The 16,119-nt window shown below is 50.1% G+C and carries 14 protein-coding genes, 1 tRNA gene and 1 pseudogene; 4 read left to right on the top strand and 12 right to left on the bottom strand.

All coding sequences use genetic code 11. The features are described 5' to 3' along the window. Nucleotides 1-12: 12 nt before the first annotated feature. From ING2E5A_RS05430 to ING2E5A_RS05420, 3 genes are all read right to left on the bottom strand, one after another. Nucleotides 13-1,335, bottom strand: a complete 1,323-nt coding sequence (locus ING2E5A_RS05430) for a Gfo/Idh/MocA family protein (protein WP_071136535.1) — start codon at nucleotides 1,333-1,335, stop codon at nucleotides 13-15. A gap of 131 nt (nucleotides 1,336-1,466) precedes the next feature. Next, on the bottom strand, nucleotides 1,467-2,780 hold the full coding sequence (locus ING2E5A_RS05425) for a Gfo/Idh/MocA family oxidoreductase (RefSeq protein ID WP_071136534.1): 1,314 nt from the start codon (nucleotides 2,778-2,780) through the stop codon (nucleotides 1,467-1,469). A gap of 103 nt (nucleotides 2,781-2,883) precedes the next feature. Next, a complete protein-coding gene (locus ING2E5A_RS05420; RefSeq protein ID WP_071136533.1) occupies nucleotides 2,884-3,546 on the bottom strand; it encodes a Crp/Fnr family transcriptional regulator in 663 nt (220 codons plus the stop codon). Between the two features lie 205 nt (nucleotides 3,547-3,751). On the opposite strand from ING2E5A_RS05420, the gene hcp reads away from it, so the two are divergent. Genes hcp through ING2E5A_RS05405 form a run of 3 tightly spaced genes read left to right on the top strand, consistent with a single transcriptional unit; the run spans nucleotide 3,752 to nucleotide 6,984 of the window. Beyond that, a complete protein-coding gene (gene hcp, locus ING2E5A_RS05415; RefSeq protein ID WP_071138211.1) occupies nucleotides 3,752-5,407 on the top strand; it encodes a hydroxylamine reductase in 1,656 nt (551 codons plus the stop codon). An 11-nt stretch (nucleotides 5,408-5,418) separates the two neighbouring features. After that, nucleotides 5,419-5,745: a cupin domain-containing protein gene (locus ING2E5A_RS05410; RefSeq protein WP_071136532.1), complete on the top strand. Its 327-nt coding sequence runs from the start codon at nucleotides 5,419-5,421 to the stop codon at nucleotides 5,743-5,745. 3 nt (nucleotides 5,746-5,748) lie between these two features. Then, entirely contained in the window at nucleotides 5,749-6,984 is a 1,236-nt protein-coding gene (locus ING2E5A_RS05405) for a DUF438 domain-containing protein (protein WP_071136531.1), read from the top strand. A gap of 1 nt (nucleotide 6,985) precedes the next feature. Here the strand turns inward: ING2E5A_RS05405 and ING2E5A_RS05400 are convergent, their stop codons facing one another. The 9 genes and pseudogenes from ING2E5A_RS05400 to ING2E5A_RS05360 all read right to left on the bottom strand — a co-directional run bounded on the left by ING2E5A_RS05400 (nucleotide 6,986) and on the right by ING2E5A_RS05360 (nucleotide 14,908). Further along, on the bottom strand, nucleotides 6,986-7,900 hold the full coding sequence (locus ING2E5A_RS05400) for a DUF4886 domain-containing protein (protein WP_083373414.1): 915 nt from the start codon (nucleotides 7,898-7,900) through the stop codon (nucleotides 6,986-6,988). A 4-nt stretch (nucleotides 7,901-7,904) separates the two neighbouring features. Beyond that, a complete protein-coding gene (locus tag ING2E5A_RS05395) occupies nucleotides 7,905-9,260 on the bottom strand; it encodes a Gfo/Idh/MocA family protein (protein ID WP_071136529.1) in 1,356 nt (451 codons plus the stop codon). A 58-nt stretch (nucleotides 9,261-9,318) separates the two neighbouring features. Then, nucleotides 9,319-10,317, bottom strand: a complete 999-nt coding sequence (locus ING2E5A_RS05390) for a Gfo/Idh/MocA family protein (RefSeq protein WP_071136528.1) — start codon at nucleotides 10,315-10,317, stop codon at nucleotides 9,319-9,321. Between the two features lie 30 nt (nucleotides 10,318-10,347). After that, a complete protein-coding gene (locus ING2E5A_RS05385) occupies nucleotides 10,348-11,160 on the bottom strand; it encodes a glucosamine-6-phosphate deaminase (protein ID WP_071136527.1) in 813 nt (270 codons plus the stop codon). Continuing rightward, on the bottom strand, nucleotides 11,141-12,328 hold the full coding sequence (gene nagA, locus ING2E5A_RS05380; RefSeq protein WP_071136526.1) for an N-acetylglucosamine-6-phosphate deacetylase: 1,188 nt from the start codon (nucleotides 12,326-12,328) through the stop codon (nucleotides 11,141-11,143). Before nagA ends, ING2E5A_RS05385 begins: the two co-directional genes overlap by 20 nt. Before the next feature lie 173 nt (nucleotides 12,329-12,501). Beyond that, nucleotides 12,502-12,716 (bottom strand): annotated as a pseudogene (locus ING2E5A_RS15275) (acetylgalactosaminidase); the annotation flags it as partial. 166 nt (nucleotides 12,717-12,882) lie between these two features. Next, on the bottom strand, nucleotides 12,883-13,089 hold the full coding sequence (locus ING2E5A_RS15270) for a hypothetical protein (RefSeq protein ID WP_071136525.1): 207 nt from the start codon (nucleotides 13,087-13,089) through the stop codon (nucleotides 12,883-12,885). Between the two features lie 146 nt (nucleotides 13,090-13,235). Further along, nucleotides 13,236-14,573: a sugar MFS transporter gene (locus tag ING2E5A_RS05370; RefSeq protein WP_071136524.1), complete on the bottom strand. Its 1,338-nt coding sequence runs from the start codon at nucleotides 14,571-14,573 to the stop codon at nucleotides 13,236-13,238. A gap of 259 nt (nucleotides 14,574-14,832) precedes the next feature. Then, nucleotides 14,833-14,908 (bottom strand) — tRNA-Pro (locus ING2E5A_RS05360). A 137-nt stretch (nucleotides 14,909-15,045) separates the two neighbouring features. Here ING2E5A_RS05360 and lpxD point away from each other — a divergent pair. Beyond that, a complete protein-coding gene (gene lpxD, locus ING2E5A_RS05355) occupies nucleotides 15,046-16,083 on the top strand; it encodes a UDP-3-O-(3-hydroxymyristoyl)glucosamine N-acyltransferase (protein WP_071136522.1) in 1,038 nt (345 codons plus the stop codon). The last annotated feature ends 36 nt before the right edge of the window (nucleotides 16,084-16,119 follow it).

Below are 16,119 nucleotides of genomic sequence, written 5' to 3'. Positions count from 1 at the left end.
ACTCTCCCGCTATCAGATCGAGAATCCCTCGCTATAGGTTTTCGTGAGGTACTTGGTCGCCTCAGGGTCATCTACAAATGTCTGGGTTGCCGGATTCCATTTGAGCGGGCGCTTCAGTTCGATAGCGATATTTCCGAGGTTACAGGTAGTACAGGTGCTGTGTCCTATCTCCACCGGAACAATGGGGTCGACATTCGACCTCACCGCATCGATGAAATTCTGGTTGTGAGGAACTCTCGTTTCGTATCTTCCCTCCTGCTCCTCAACCTTTGGAGGCATCAAACTCTCGTCGGATGCATGGTAGAACTCTCTCGAAACCTCTATCCAGCCTTTATCTCCCCAAAATTTGATTCCCAATGTCTTCTGCTCATTAAATGGCTCGTTGGTCACAACCACCCCATTGTCGTATTTGAAGGTCAGGAACTCCGTACCTTCATATCCGGCCGGAATGATTTCAACCGGACCACTCTTATCCATTCCTATGCCCCATTGAGCAATATCAAAATTGTGGGCACCCCAGTCGGTGGTGAATCCGCCGCCCAGTCCCTTGTTGTAGCGCCATTCGGCCCAGTAGGTCTCATTCTCTTCCGGATCGAGCGAAATGGGAGGATTCAACCGGGAGTTGTAGTGAAAATACTCCAGCGGGCCCAGCCACATTTCCCAGTTCAGATCGGCCGGCACAGGCTCCTCCGGCAAGTCGTAGGGATGCGGACCTGGCCCGACGTATGCATTTACCTTTTCAATCTTGCCAATCCGTCCTTCCTGGACCATTTTTACGGCGTGCTGGAAGTTGGGATCAGAACGTTGCTGGCTACCTACCCCAAGAATCACACCATTGTCACGAACCGCCTTTACCAGTGCCTGACCCTCCTTGATGGTGAAGGTAAGCGGTTTTTCCAGATAGATATGTTTTTTTGCCTTGCAAGCATCAATAGCAATAAACGCATGCCAATGGTCGGGCGTTGCTATCACAACGGCATCAATATCTTCCCGGGCCAGCAGATCTTTGTAGTTTTCATAAACCTCTACGGCTACCGATCTCTGCTGCGAAGCATAATGACTATTTACTCGTCTTAAAAAACGCTCCCGCTTGATACCGTACACATCACTTCCGGCCAATACCTCCACTCCCGGAATAGAGAGGAAGGCACCCAGCAATCCTATTCCCTGCTGACCTAAACCGATAAATCCCAAACGGACGGTATCGGTATCTTTATCACCTTTTCCCTTCTTGCTTGAACTGCAGGAAGCCAGAAACTGAGGAAATACAGTTGCACCAACCGCGCCAACGGCCGCTGTCCGGATAAACTTTCTTCTTGTTAATTGATTGTTCATGATTGTTAGATTAAAAAATTGAACTTACACCTATAGATTTAGTTACATTAGATGCTGGTGCGCCACACAGGAGGTCGGCAGAAAAAGAGTGAGGGTATCCGTTCAGGAGTACCCTCACTGTATGAATCTTTTTAAAGCTTATACCCTTCGGTATAGGTTTTATTGAACAGCCTGTTCTTCTCGGCTTCCGGATCATCTACAAACTTCTCTGCTGCCGGATCCCATTTTATCGGGCGCATCAGGTCGTATGCAATGTTTCCGAGTGTACAGACCGTGCAGGTGCGGTGACCGATTTCAACCGGTACAACCGGATCGGTTTTCGTCTTTACAGCCTGTATGAAATTGGCAAGGTGAGGAACTTTCGTTTCGTAAGCTCCTTCAGTTGCTTCAACCTTGGGTGGCAGCAGACTGTCGTCGGAAGCCAGGAAATGGCCTCTCGAAACCTCGATCCAGCCCTTGTCTCCCCAGAATTTCACTCCCTTGGTCTGCTTTTCGTCGAACGGCTCTTCCGTCATCACGACGCCATTGGCATATTTGAAGGTAAGGAACTTCGTATCTTCATATCCTGCGGGAATAATCTCCACCGGACCACTATTATCCATGCCCAGTCCCCATTGAGCAATATCGAACATGTGTGCACCCCAGTCGGTGGTGAATCCTCCACCCAGCTCCTTATACCAGCGCCATGCACCCCAGAACTGCTCTTTTTGTTCCGGATCGAGAGAAATGGGCGGGTTCAATTGAGAGTTGTAGTGTACATACTCAGAAGGACCTAACCACAGCGGCCAGTTCAGGTCTGCCGGAACAGGTTCTTCCGGGAGGTCGTACGGTGTGGGAGGTGCACCTACATAAGCGTTGACCTTCTCTATCTTGCCGATTTTTCCCTCCTGTACCATTTTAACGGCATGCTGGAAGTTGGGATCGGAACGTTGCTGGCTGCCTACTGCAAGAATCACCTTGTTTTTCCGGACCGCCTTTACCAGTTCCTGACCTTCCCTGATGGTGAATGTCAACGGTTTTTCAAGATAGACGTTTTTCTTGGCATTGCAGGCTGCTATGGCGATAAATGCGTGCCAATGGTCGGGAGTAGCGATCACAACCGCATCGATATCATCGCGTGCGATCAGATCCTTGTAGTTTTCGTACACCTCGACAGATACTCTTTTCTCCTGTTGGGTATAGTAATCGTTCACCCTTCTCAGAAAACGCTCCCTTTTGATACCGTACACGTCGCAGCCGGCAACGACCTCCACATCCGCCATACCCATGAATCCGTTCAACAGATACATGGCCTGTTGTCCCAAACCGATAAAACCCAAACGGATGATTCCATCGGATTTCTTATTGCTCTGGCAAGATGCTACGAACTGCGGAAAAACAGCAACGCCAACAGCACCGATAGCAGCTGTCTTCAAAAACTTTCTTCTTGTTAATTGATTGCTCATGACTTTTAGATATAAAATTTATTAAGAATAACTTTTTTCTTTAAACTTTACAAATATAGCGGATTATTTCAAATCTAATCCCATTTCAGTGGGTAAAAATGGTTCAATAACGCTCTAATTTTTCCCGGTTTAATACTTTCAATTCTCTTTTGTATAGAGAGATGACACCTTCGTTGATCATCTCTCCGATCGTTCGTGCGAGCGACGGACGTTGAACGCCAAAATACTCGGCCAGTTGTGTCTGGGTCCGCTTCAGCATGAAACTATTCTTTTCGTAGGAGGTGTTTTCCAGGATATACAACGAGAGCTTTGCCCGAAGGCTCTTGATCGAGAGCATCTTGAGCTTTCCCGACAGGAACACGGTCATATTGGAATTCAGCCTCAGAAAGTTTCTCAACAACGTTTCATTCAACATCATCTCTTTCAGAAGGAGCGATTTCGGGATTAAAAAGACAACGCTCTTCTCCATGGCAATGACATCTACGGGGAACCTGTGATGATCGGAAAAGAGAAATGCGGAGGCCAACGGACGGACAGCTTCAATAAACTCAATCTCAACCAGATTGCCCTCTGCCGTAATCATCCCGGTACGTACAATACCCTCTGTCAACAGGTATAAAAACGAGATGTTGTCACCCTGTCTGACTACATATTCTCCTTTCTGGAAAGTTCTCACCTCAGACACCGTACCGGATATGAACTGGTCGAGTGACTCCTCGTCCATACCCGAAAACAACGGACAGTCCGATAGCGCCGTGTTCTGCATCTCAGCTTCGTTTTGGAAGCAAAAGTAATTAAACTCTCACAGATAATCAAAATTATCAAAGGGTGGGAGTCGAAGTAGGGGCGTCGAAACATTAAAATTACTTAAAAAATCCGACTGTAACCTGGGTTACAGAAGTTCATGATCCTTCAGGATATCTTTGTAGAACTAAACATCAACAGTCAAGAAAATGAATAATATGGATAAAATGTTTTGCTTTCAATGCCAGGAAGCGGCCAAGAATGAAGGCTGCACCGTCAGGGGAGTCTGCGGGAAGAGTGCAGATGTAGCCAACCTTCAGGATCTGCTGCTCTTCCTGTGCAAAGGGATCTCACACGTCACTGTCTCGTTGCGGAAATATGGAATCGAGATTCCACAAATCAACAGGTTTATTACCGATAGCCTCTTTATGACCATTACAAATGCCAATTTCGACAAAAACAGGTTTGTCACGCGTCTGCTGATGGCTTTTGAGATGCGGAACGCGGCAAGGGAAAGGCTGGAAAATGCTGGCGGCGACATTGAGGGGATCGTTTTCGATGGTGCATGCTGGAGCGGGGAGACCGAAGCGGAGATAAGCCAGAAAGCGTTTGAGGTTGGCGTACTGAACACCGAAGACGAGGATATCCGTTCTCTGCGCGAACTCATCATTTACGGACTGAAAGGGATGGCGGCTTATGCCGAACATGCCTATAACCTGGGATATGAAGAAGAGGAGATATACGCATTCATGCAGCGTGCGCTGGTCGCCACCACAGACAATTCACTGACGGCTGAGGAGCTCACCGCATGGGTACTTGAAACCGGAAAATATGGTGTGCAGGTGATGGCATTGCTCGACAGGGCAAACACGACGAGCTACGGGAATCCGGAGATCACCAGGGTCAACCTCGGCGTGCGCAACAATCCGGGAATCCTTATCAGCGGCCACGATTTGAAGGATATGGAGGAGTTGCTGAAACAGACCGAGGGGACAGGAGTGGATCTCTATACACATAGTGAAATGCTTCCTGCCAACTACTACCCGGCATTCAAGAAATATAGCCACTTCGTGGGAAATTACGGCAGCTCATGGTGGCATCAGACCGAAGACTTTGAGAATTTCAACGGCGTCATCCTGTTCACTACCAACTGTATCGTACCTCCCCGGAAGTCGGCCACCTATACCGACAGGGTCTACACCACCGGAGCATCGGGATTCGAAGGGTTTAAACATATTGGTGACCGGAAAGATGGAAAGCCCAAGGATTTTACAGCCTTGATAGAACATGCTAAAAAGTGCGCGCCTCCCAAAGCGATAGAGTCGGGCGAAATCGTCGGAGGATTTGCACATCATCAGGTCATTGCCCTTGCCGACAAGGTGATTGCGGCATTGAAATCGGGCGACATCCGCAAATTTATCGTAATGGGCGGTTGCGACGGAAGAATGACCGGCAGGAACTACTATACCGAGTTTGCGCAGAAGTTACCTCAGGATACGGTTATCCTGACCGCAGGGTGTGCCAAGTACCGGTACAACAAACTGCCGTTGGGCGAGATCAACGGCATACCCCGCATCCTGGATGCCGGTCAGTGCAACGACAGCTATTCACTTGTAAAGATCGCACTCACCCTGAAGGAGGCACTGGGGCTGGATGATGTGAATGATTTGCCCATTGCCTACAACATTGCCTGGTACGAACAGAAAGCGGTGATCGTGCTGCTGGCCCTGCTCCATCTGGGGGTAAAGAATATCCACCTGGGTCCTACCCTGCCGGCATTCCTCTCTCCCAACGTGGTGAACGTACTGGTAAACAATTTCGGATTATCTGGAATCACGTCAGTAGACGAAGATATGGAACTGTTACAATTATCAACCATTTAAATAAGACAATCATGGCAACTTTTTTTGAACCTGCAACAATTTTCTCGATGGAGAATTCGATTGAGTACTCCTCCGGTGGAGTCATCAGCAAACAAGTCATCAAGAAGCAATCGGGAAATGTTACCCTCTTCTCATTCGACAAGGATCAGGGATTGACGGAACATACATCTCCCTTCGATGCAATGGTGCACCTGATCGACGGTGAAGCGGAGATCAGGATCTCCGGTACCCCCTACCACCTGAAGAAGGGGGAATGCATCATCATGCCTGCCGGTCATCCCCATGCGCTGCATGCCATTGAGCCGTTTAAAATGATACTTACAATGATAAAACAATAACCCATGAGCGAACTGATCAACAACTCGTCGCAGCGCAAGGAGCTGCTGCGGCATCTTCTTCTCCGTCTACACGAAGGGGAGAATCCCGAAGTCCTGCGGCAGCGGCTCATTGAAGTGCTCCGCAATATTCCATACAACGAAGTGGTGGAGGTGGAACAGGAACTCATCAGCAGTAATGCGCTTACTGAAGAAGAGCTCCTCGATTTCTGCGATTTACATACAGCCGTGCTCGATGGCTCGATCGATCTGGGCGGTGCGCGACCGGTACCGGCGGGCCATCCGGTGGATACCTTCAAGAAAGAGAACCGGGCATTGAAAGACGAGCTGCTCAAGATCGCTGCATTGTTCAACGATGTTAACAATATCAACGACAGACAGCTGCCAGGATATATACTCCAGCTCCGCACGCTCTTCAACCATCTATCAGATGTGGACAAGCACTATAAACGGAAAGAGTATCTGCTTTTCCCCTTTCTGGAAAAACATCTTATCACGGGGCCTCCCAAGGTGATGTGGGGCAAGCATGACGAAACCAGGGAACTGTTGAAAAAAGCCTTTGCAGCGTTGGGTTCACCACTCACATCCGTTGAAGAGATGAGATCGACAATCGAGCACGTACTGGCACCCGCCGTTGAAATGGTGGAGGGGATGATCATGAAGGAGGAGGAGATCCTTTTGCCGATGGCCATGGATACGCTGACCGACGAGGAGTGGTATAAGATATACCAGGAGACTCCCGAATTCGGATACTGTCTCTTTGATCCTGAAGATGAGTGGCAGCCGGCAGGTGTAAGCGCAAAGAAGCCGGAATACATTACCGCCGACGCGATACGACTCACCTCCGGCGCGTTTGATCTTGCCGAACTGGAGGCCCTCTTCCTGCATCTTCCCATCGACATTACCTTTGTAGACAAGAACGACAGGGTGCGCTTCTTTTCACATAGCCCCAACAGGGTTTTCGAACGGAACCGCTCCGTTATCGGACGCGACGTACGGATGTGCCACCCTCCCGGAAGCGTGCACGTGGTGGAACAGATACTTGCCGATTTCAAAAGCGGGAAAGAGAACAGGGCCATTTTCTGGATGTCGAACTTCAAGGGTCGGTTCATCCATATCGAATATTCGGCTGTCAGGGGAAAAGAGGGTGAGTACCTCGGCGTGGTGGAGGTAACCCAGGATATCACACAGCTGCGCAGGCTGGAAGGTGATAAACGTCTGCTATCCTATGAACAGCACTGAATCAGGGATTGCTCCGTAGCCAGGTTGGAAAGTCCTCTGCAAAAGTGGGGCTGGGACTTGACCATCTCCTGTCCGACAACCGGATCGTTGTCACCTCGAATGGTCTTGCCACAGCCTCATGAGCCGCGCGTTGAACCGTTATCACCTCCAGGGGAGTCAAGGTTGCCGGTGCATATCCATTTCCGATAACCGTTCTCCCGGTCAGGAACTCGAACCAGGTAGATGCGGCAGTATAGCGCCCCAGGTCAAGTTTCAGGTGGTATCCGTCACGACAAAAACGGTCGCCGATAAAACTGGAGCGTCCGTTTTGTATCGCCGTACCCGAAGGGATGATATAGCGGATTCCAGCCTTGGCTGCAGCTTTAGTGGATGCCTTGATGATAGAACGGTACATCAGCTTCTGGTCGCGGTTATATCGTGGAAAATCGGCATGGTCCGAATCCCAGGCATAGGCCCAGGTCTGATGGAAGACAAGCTTCACCCCGGGATTTGTAGTGTGTTCCCTTACATAGGCTGTCAACTGGTCGAGGTAGGGGAAATAGGTGTCCAGAAAACCGGAATTGGGGCTGTTCTGCTGAAAGGTGACATAATCCCACCTCTCGTCGGTTATTCCCTTCATCAGGGTGGCCTGCTTGGTCACTCTCAGCTTGCCCGTGGCATTGATCTTACGGTACTCGTAATCGGGCTTGTCGTCCTGTGCGTTTTGCCAATGCCTCTGCAGTGAACAGCCACCGATGTAGAGGTTGCCGATAATGAAGGTGACCCCTTCCTGCCGTCCCAATTCATACAGATGGTTTTCAACCGCATCCGCGGAGAAACTGTTCCCGATTGCCAGCACCCTGATCGTATCCTGCGAACGGGCATCAATTACTGTGAGTATGCCCAGTATCAAAAAAATCAATAGACTCTTCTTCATATAATTATAATTTCGGCTCCCACCCTTTTTCATATTCTCTTTTCCACAATTTGGCGGCTATCCTGTCCTTCACTATCCGGCCACTGTCCGGATCGACGTTTATCCTCCTGCCTACCCTGTGGGCTATATTTGCCAACTGCACCAGCTGGGTACTCTTGCATGCTTCCGTAAGCGGCGAGTTCAACTTCTCCCCTTTGCGGATGGCATTGAAGAAGTTCTGGAAATGGTAGGCATCGAGGCTTTGTGTTGGATTGACGAGGTTTCCCGCTTCAAAGACCAGATTGCTGTCGACCTTCTTGACCAACTTGTTATCGATGTCGTAAACCTGATATTCGTTACCGCCGCCTATTGTCAGGCTCCCCCTGCTCCCGTAGAGGGTTACTCCGCTGCCGTGACCGTGAATCAGGGAGCTGATACAGCTTTGGCTCTCCCAGGTCATCACCCGGCCATCCCCGAATGAGAATGTTACCAGCTGGGTATCCGGTGTTTCCCAATCGTCCCGGTAATGGTACCGACTACCGGAAGAGTCTACCGATACGGGATAGTCCAGTTTCATCCCCCAGCGAAGGAGGTCGACGAAGTGCATGCCGTTGTTGAGTGCCTCTCCGGTACCCCAATGCCAGCGCCAATGCCAGTTGTAGTGGACGATATTGTCCCTGTAAGCCACTCGGGGAGCCGGCCCCTGCCAGAGGTCCCAATTTAACCAGTCGGGTGGTGCCGTAACGTTTCCTCTCCCTATCGAGGGGCGCTTGTTGTAGTACCAGCTCTTGCCATAATAGACTTCACCGATGATTCCCTCTTCGATCTCTTTCATGGCATGGACAACATTGGGCCAAGAACGGCGCTGGTTTCCTACCTGGACCACTCTCCCGTATCTCTTCTCCGCATCAATAAGCAACTGATTTTCCGCGGGATTATGACTTGTCGGCTTCTCGAGATAAACATGCTTTCCGGCCTTCATCGCCATCAGCGCCGCCGGAGCATGCCAATGATCGGGAGTGGCGATAAAGACGGCATCAAAATCGTTCGACTCTAACATTTTCCGGAGATCCTCGTGACCCCTCGGCCTGTTACCGGCCGTGTCAAGGACACTCTTGATCGCCTTCTCTACGGCACGACTGTCCACATCACATATATCGGTCACCACACACCCTCTCTCCTTCTCATTGGCAAATCCCTTTGCCAATGCATCACCTCTTGCATTAACTCCAATACCGGCAATCCGGATGCGCTCATTTGCCCCGGGAATATTCCGGTAGCTCGACGCGCTGAAACCCGGCAGGACACCACCGATCTTTCCTGTGGAGACAACTGCGGTTCCAATCGCCACTCTCTTGATAAATTCTCTTCTCGTGTTCATTCTTGCTACTTGCCATTAGATTCGGATATTTTTTTAGAGGCATGAACCGTGAGCCGGTTCACTTCATCTCCTGCAGCAATTGTTTTGCTTCTGCCATGCCTTTACGGTACACATCCTCCATCAGGATAATCTTACCCTCGTTGCGTTTGCTCGCATTGGAGGCTTCCATGAAGGTAAAGATCTCGAGTGTCTCCTCCTCGGAGACCGGTGGAACACCGGTTCTGAAGAAATTCAGGATCTCCGATAGCAGTACTTCATACCCTTGGTAGGTTCCGACCGGTTCAATGCTTTTGTCGGTGAAGGCAGTCCCCCCGTAGTTACTCTTCCCTTCACGGATTCCCCTGAAGGTTCCGATTCTTCCGTCACTCCACAATCCTACCACCACATCGGTCCCTTCGGCCGACATGCGGTTCACCGAAACACATCCGGTGCCCATGACAGTGAACAGGGTCTCCACGCCATGGATGCCATACCACCCGAAATCGGGATGTGTGATCTCGCGAGTTGCCGGTGAATAGCAATCTGCCCCCATCACCTTCCCGTACTCTCCATTACGCAGTTTTTGATTTTGAGGAACATAACGCAATGCCGACGAGGAAAAAATCGGCACATTGTAATCCCTCGCCAACTGGTAGATAGCCATGGATTGTGCCAGTGTTGCTGCCAGCGGTTTATCGATAAACATGGGCTTTCCAGCCTTGAAAACCTGACTGGCCTGTTCCAGATGGAGGTTTCCGTCGTTTGTCTCCAGCAGGACATAGTCAACTCTCTTCAGAAGTTCAGCAATTGAAGGCACAATTTCCACGCCTAACGCCTTCACCTCTTCAGTGTAATCGGGAATACGTTCAAAACTCGATCTGATCGTTCTTGAACCGTAGGGATAGGCGGCAACAATTCTAAAATCCTTGTACTCATCCTTCTTTTCCTCCCCGTTCAACAACTTGACAAACGCGGTGGAATGTGAGGTGTCGAGGCCGATGATACCGATCTTCATCTGGGCCCGGGTCTGGGAGAAGACCAGGGTCAAAACAGTTAACAAAATAAGTTTAAGTCGCATAATTATCTGTTTTATGGTAATGATTGAATGCTATTCCACTGCAGCAGGGTTGCCCATATCGAGGAGAGAGGAACTCTCCCTGTCGAGGTAGAGCACCACCCCTTTTTTCCGCCTCAAGATTGAAGCGGGACACTCTTCGCCGATCTCGCCATTCAGGGTACGATAGACAGCTTTGGCCTTGTTTTTTGCAGGCACCATGCAAAAGAGTCGGTCTGCCTTCAGCAAAGCCGGAATGGTCACGGTGATGGCGTGGGTGGGTACCTTGTCGAGTCCGGTAAAAAGGTTCTCGTTCACCTGCTGTTGCCTGCAAGCCAGCTCCAGCTCCACCACCTTCACCATCTCCGGATCATCAAAATCTGCCACCGGCGGATCGTTGAAGGCGATATGCCCGTTCTCCCCTATTCCCAGGCAGACAATATCGGTGGGGTACTGCTCCAGCAGTGCGGCATACCTCTTGCATTCGGCGGAAATATCCTCCGCCAGACCATTGATGTAATGGACACTTTTGAATTGGACTTTTCCAAAGATCCGTTCCCGGAGGAAATTACCGAATCCTTGCGGAGCATCCGCCTCCAAACCGATATACTCATCCATGTGAAAGGCATTGATCCGCTCCCACGGAATCAGCGGGTCGGCTCTCAACTCCTTCAGAAAATCGCTTTGCGACGGGGCGGCGGCAAAGATCACATTGATCTCATCCTTCTCCCCGAGAAGTTTCCGGATGGTTACCGAGACATCTAGAGCAGCCTTTCGTCCCATCTCCTCTCTTATTCTGAAGATCTTTACCTCCAGCATCTCCCGCGTGAATGCAATCACGCCCGCATCAGTTTCCGTATATGACATCTCCTTCTATGATTGTATGTGAAACATCAATATTATCGTCAAAAATTACCAGATCGGCATCCTTTCCTTTCTCTATGGACCCTTTCCGATGATCAACATGCATGATGCGGGCCGGTGTCAGGGTCATCATTCTTACCGCATCCACCAACGGCACTTCCGCCACTTCAACCATGGTCCGCACAAGGCGATCGGTTGTGGCAACACTCCCCGCAAATGCAGTACGGTCGGGCAACTTGGCCACACCATCTTCGATAATCACCCGCTGTCCCTTTTCCAGGCTTCCCAGGATCGACTCACCGTCGGGCATCCCGGCTCCCCGCATCGAATCGGTGCACAACGCCGTTCTCTCGGGACCCTTGAACCGGTAGACAAACTGCAATAGCGGCTTGGGCAGATGTACCCCGTCGGCAATGATCTCTACCGTCATATCTTCAATCAGATAGGCGGCCTCCAGCACCCCAGCGTAACGGAACGCATTCCTGCGGGTTACGGACGACATGGCCGAATAGAGGTGGGTAACATGGCTGAAACCGGCATGAAAGGCATCCAATACCTCCTCGTAAATGGCATCACTGTGCGCAATTGAGGGAAGTATGCCCGCCGAAGCCAGCAACTCTCCAAACTCCAGTGCACCCGGCAGTTCGGGCGCCAGGCTCCACCGCACGATATCAGCCGACTCGGCCAATATCCGGTTATACTCTTCCGGTTCCGGATCTCTCAGGTACTTGGGATCTTGCGCACCCCGCTGGTTGTAGGCAAAATAGGGCCCCTCCAGGTGTAGTCCCAAGAATCTGGCTCCTTTCCGATTCTGATTTACCGCCGCCTTATAAACCGCAAACGTGTTCACCAGTTCATCGAAGGTGCTGGTCAGCGTAGTAGGCAACAGGGCTGTGGTTCCATGCCGGGCATGCGTCTCGGCAGCTCCCAGGTAGGCCGCCACTGTTCCGTCCATAAAGTCGTGACCACCTCCGCCATGGGTATGGATATCGATGAATCCGGGAGCGACGTAGTTTCCCTTTGCATCGATCAGGCGGTCATCCCCGGCCAGCGAAAAGAGTCTCTCTTCCATAATCTCACTGATCACCCCTTGCTCACAAACCAGAATCAATCCTGATTCGATGCTCCCGGGGAAAATCAACCGCCCATTCCTGATGATGACTCTCTGCATACAATTCTGCTAAATCCCTTGGATCGGGTCCCGGTATCCCCTACCGGGAGAAACTGACCGGACATCGGCCGAATCACTTGAAGCCCGATCCTCGAAAATATTTTTTAAAGTTATCCAAATATTCCTTAAATAACAAATAATCCCCTCAAAAAAAGTGAGGCAAACCGCTGCAGTTAAAACACCATCCCTGCAGAACCGCCTTCTCCCGTCAGGTTGATATCCACCGGTTGGTTGGTTCTCCATGCTCCACGTCTGAAGTCGGGTATCTCAAGTGGCCTTGCACGGTTCGACACCGATTTTTCACTTAACGGTATAATCACACTCCACGCAGCAGCATCATACAGATCGGCAGCCCGTTTCGCAGGCAGTCGACGAGGCGCCATGTCATCAGGAAGTCCATTCCGCCATGTCCGCCTACTTTCTGGGCCATATTCCCAATCCGCACCACTATTTCGGGCGTCTATTGCTCGTTCACCCTCTTCATCTCTTCATCGTTTAGCCATTCGCTCCCTACGGAGACTCTGGCTGGTAGCGGATATTTTTGAGCTGCACCTTTAGTCCCGCTGATCAACGGCCACATGTTTGCCGCACTTAATGGCATATTCGGGATCTTCACACACTCTTTTCCAGGCATCCCCACTTCCGGTATAAACCCGGGGCCCGGGCAATCCTCTCTCCTTAAACAGCTGTGTTGTCTCATCGATCCGGAACCGTACAATATCACATATCGCCTTAATCTCAACACCCTCCAGAAATGTCATCTAGTAGAGGTTTGAATAACCGCGATTTCCTATACCTACAAATCCCATACGCAGGGTATCCAACTTTGGCGCGCGATAGCCACACATGTTAAAATATTGATTTGATTATTAGATATTGGCTACGGTGAATCGCCCAAGTAGTGGCATCATTTTTTCGTTCGGCCCCAATACTCAATCTTGTGGCCCATAAGAGCGAACCAGACCAGGTAAAGGAAACAGGGTATCAAGCTCCAGTAGCCTATTCTCAGGCCGTAAGCATCGGCGAGCGCTCCATATATAAGCGGTAAAACGGCGTTTCCACTCAATCCCATGATCAGCAGCGATGATCCTGTCTTGGTAAACCGGCCAAGACCGCGGATGGAGAGGGGCCATATTCCGGCATATATCAGGGCATTGGGAAAGCCGATCAGGGCAAGAAACCAGATGGAGGCGTTCGCCTCATGCCCGAAGAGCGTCAGGTTCCAATCGGCAAAGATGACCCCGAGCGACAGAAGGAGTCCCAACGAGGTGCAGCAGACCAGGGCTGTCCGCTGCGAAATCACCCTGGGTATAAGCATGATACCCAATACATAACCGATAATGGTAGCAGTCAGCGTATATGAGGGGAATACCTTGGCGTCGAGCAGTCCGATTCCCATTGAACCGGCATAGTTGATTATCGTATCGATGGCCACCACCTGTGTCCCCACATGCAGAAAGATGGCGATGGCCCCCAGAACAAGGTAGGGAAAATCGATCAACCGCTTCCGGCTTCTCTGCTCCTCTTCCACCTTCACAACCGCCGTTTCATGATCGGTATCGAGTTCGGGAAGTATGGAGTATCTGATCCCTACGCCAGCCAGGAGAAGCAGGAAGCCAAGGATGGTATAGGGCAGTATCACCCGCCGGATCAATTCGTCGAGCATCGCGCTGCGGACCGCATCGCTCATGTTGCCGAGTTCAATCGCATCAAACAGCTGATGGTCGGTCGCCTTGAAGATGATCGCGGCAAAGATCAACGGCGACACAATTCCTGCAAACTTGTTGCAAATGCCCATGATGCTCATCCGCTGTGCTGCACTCTCGATGGGACCGATAATCGTCACGTATGGGTTGGCTGCCGTCTGCAGGATTGCCAGCCCCGTACCGATAGAGAAGAGACCGATCAGAAAGATGGCAAACTGCCGGGTAAGGGCGGCAGGGACAAATATGAATGCACCCAGCGCCATCAAGAGGAAACCGTACATGATTCCCCGCTTGAAACCCACCCGTTTCAGCAACAGACCCGAAGGTATCGCCATCACGAAATAGGCAATGTAAAAGGCAAAGGCCACAAAGTAGGATTGAAAATGGGTCAGCTCGCAAGCGATCTTGAAATAAGGTATCAGTATGGCATTTACCCAGGAGACAAATCCAAATATAAAAAACATGAAGGCCAGGATAGCAACCGATATTACCTGCCTCTTCCTCTCCTGTAGATACCCAACGGTTTCGGTGTTATTCATCGATATAACTCTATTAAAATCAAACACTGGGCCATCTAATTGCCCCGGCAAACAAAAAATATTTTAAAGTTACTCAAATATTGCTTAAACAAGCAACATTTTTCTTCAAAAAAAGTCAGGAAAATCGCGGCGACAAAACTCTTCCGGTAGTTGGCCGGGAGATCTCCCATCATTTCCCAGTTGCCGGCCACGCCAGCCAGTAGAAAAGGGGAAATAAAAAAAGCAACTGCGTAGATCACTACAGTTGCCTGAAAATCAGTCGGGATGACTGGATTCGAACCAGCGACCACTCGCCCCCCAGACGAGTACTCTAAACCGGACTGAGCTACATCCCGAAAAAGTGATTGCAAAGGTAGTTGATTATTTTTAATCTGCAAAATTTATCTTAACGAAAGATTTTATATTCGGTTAACTTTGTCTGTTAGATTTTTATTAGTTAATTTGCATTTTTAAAATCAATAAAATAGAGTAAATGACCTTCACAGCACAACAGATTGCCGACTTTTTGAAAGGTGAGATTGTCGGAAACCCCGATGTTGAAGTCGATAATTTTGCAAAGATAGAAGAGGGAAAACCACGGACCATTGCTTTTCTTTCCAATCCCAAATATACACATTATATCTACGAGACCAAAGCCGACATTGTATTGGTGAACAGGGATTTCACTCCCGACAAGCCTGTCTCTGCCACCCTGATCAAGGTTCCCGATGCCTATGCCGCACTGGCTGCCCTGCTCGAACTGGCAAACAGTCTTGCTCCCGTCAAGAAGGGGATCGAGGAGATGTCGTTTGTTTCGCCATCGGCCAAGCTGGGTGAGAACGTATATGTAGGCGCATTTGCCTATATCGGAGAGCAAGTGGAGATAGGGCGGGATGCCAAGATCTATCCGCAAGCCTACATCGGAGATAATGTAAAAATCGGTAATAACGTTACCATATATGCCGGAGTAAAGATATATCACGGTTGCGTAATCGGCGACAACTGCATCCTCCATGCAGGAGCAGTAATTGGCGCCGACGGTTTCGGATTCAGCAAGCAGGAGGGGATCTATCACAAAATCCCCCAGATCGGGAACGTAGTACTGGAGGAGGAGGTCGAAGTAGGCGCCAATACCACTATCGACAGAGCTGTAATGGGATCGACCATTATCCGGAAAGGGGTGAAACTCGACAACCTGATTCAGATCGCCCACAATTGCGAGATTGGCAGGAATACGGTGATGGCTGCCCAGGTGGGCATTGCCGGATCGGCTAAACTGGGAGAGGGTTGCGTTCTTGGCGGTCAGGTTGGAATAGGCGGACACATCACCATAGGGAGCCATTCACAGATTGGGGCCCAATCCGGAATCATCAGCAACACCCCCGAAGGTTCGGAAGTGATGGGATCTCCTGCCTATCCGGTAAAAAACTTTTTCAAGTCGAGCATCATCATCCCCAAACTTCCAGATATGTACCGTCAATTAAACGCACTGGAGAAAGAGATCCGTGAACTGAAAAAGCAGCTTTCCTGATAACGGGCAATATACTTTTTTTAAAAAAAACGTAAC

The organism is Petrimonas mucosa (assembly GCF_900095795.1).
In the GTDB taxonomy this organism is placed as follows: Bacteria; Bacteroidota; Bacteroidia; order Bacteroidales; family Dysgonomonadaceae; genus Petrimonas; species Petrimonas mucosa.
Note: the sequence above shows the minus strand (reverse complement) of the source record. Positions and strands in the feature narration are given on the sequence as shown.

Excerpts from the sequence above, each read along its gene's own strand:
- ING2E5A_RS05430 (WP_071136535.1), bottom strand. The coding sequence starts at position 1,335 with ATGAACAATCAATTAACAAGAAGAAAGTTTATCCGGACAGCGGCCGTT.
- ING2E5A_RS05425 (WP_071136534.1), bottom strand. The coding sequence starts at position 2,780 with ATGAGCAATCAATTAACAAGAAGAAAGTTTTTGAAGACAGCTGCTATC.
- ING2E5A_RS05420 (WP_071136533.1), bottom strand. The coding sequence starts at position 3,546 with ATGCAGAACACGGCGCTATCGGACTGTCCGTTGTTTTCGGGTATGGAC.
- hcp (WP_071138211.1), top strand. The coding sequence starts at position 3,752 with ATGTTTTGCTTTCAATGCCAGGAAGCGGCCAAGAATGAAGGCTGCACC.
- ING2E5A_RS05410 (WP_071136532.1), top strand. The coding sequence starts at position 5,419 with ATGGCAACTTTTTTTGAACCTGCAACAATTTTCTCGATGGAGAATTCG.
- ING2E5A_RS05405 (WP_071136531.1), top strand. The coding sequence starts at position 5,749 with ATGAGCGAACTGATCAACAACTCGTCGCAGCGCAAGGAGCTGCTGCGG.
- ING2E5A_RS05400 (WP_083373414.1), bottom strand. The coding sequence starts at position 7,900 with ATGAAGAAGAGTCTATTGATTTTTTTGATACTGGGCATACTCACAGTA.
- ING2E5A_RS05395 (WP_071136529.1), bottom strand. The coding sequence starts at position 9,260 with ATGAACACGAGAAGAGAATTTATCAAGAGAGTGGCGATTGGAACCGCA.
- ING2E5A_RS05390 (WP_071136528.1), bottom strand. The coding sequence starts at position 10,317 with ATGCGACTTAAACTTATTTTGTTAACTGTTTTGACCCTGGTCTTCTCC.
- ING2E5A_RS05385 (WP_071136527.1), bottom strand. The coding sequence starts at position 11,160 with ATGTCATATACGGAAACTGATGCGGGCGTGATTGCATTCACGCGGGAG.
- nagA (WP_071136526.1), bottom strand. The coding sequence starts at position 12,328 with ATGCAGAGAGTCATCATCAGGAATGGGCGGTTGATTTTCCCCGGGAGC.
- ING2E5A_RS15270 (WP_071136525.1), bottom strand. The coding sequence starts at position 13,089 with ATGACATTTCTGGAGGGTGTTGAGATTAAGGCGATATGTGATATTGTA.
- ING2E5A_RS05370 (WP_071136524.1), bottom strand. The coding sequence starts at position 14,573 with ATGAATAACACCGAAACCGTTGGGTATCTACAGGAGAGGAAGAGGCAG.
- lpxD (WP_071136522.1), top strand. The coding sequence starts at position 15,046 with ATGACCTTCACAGCACAACAGATTGCCGACTTTTTGAAAGGTGAGATT.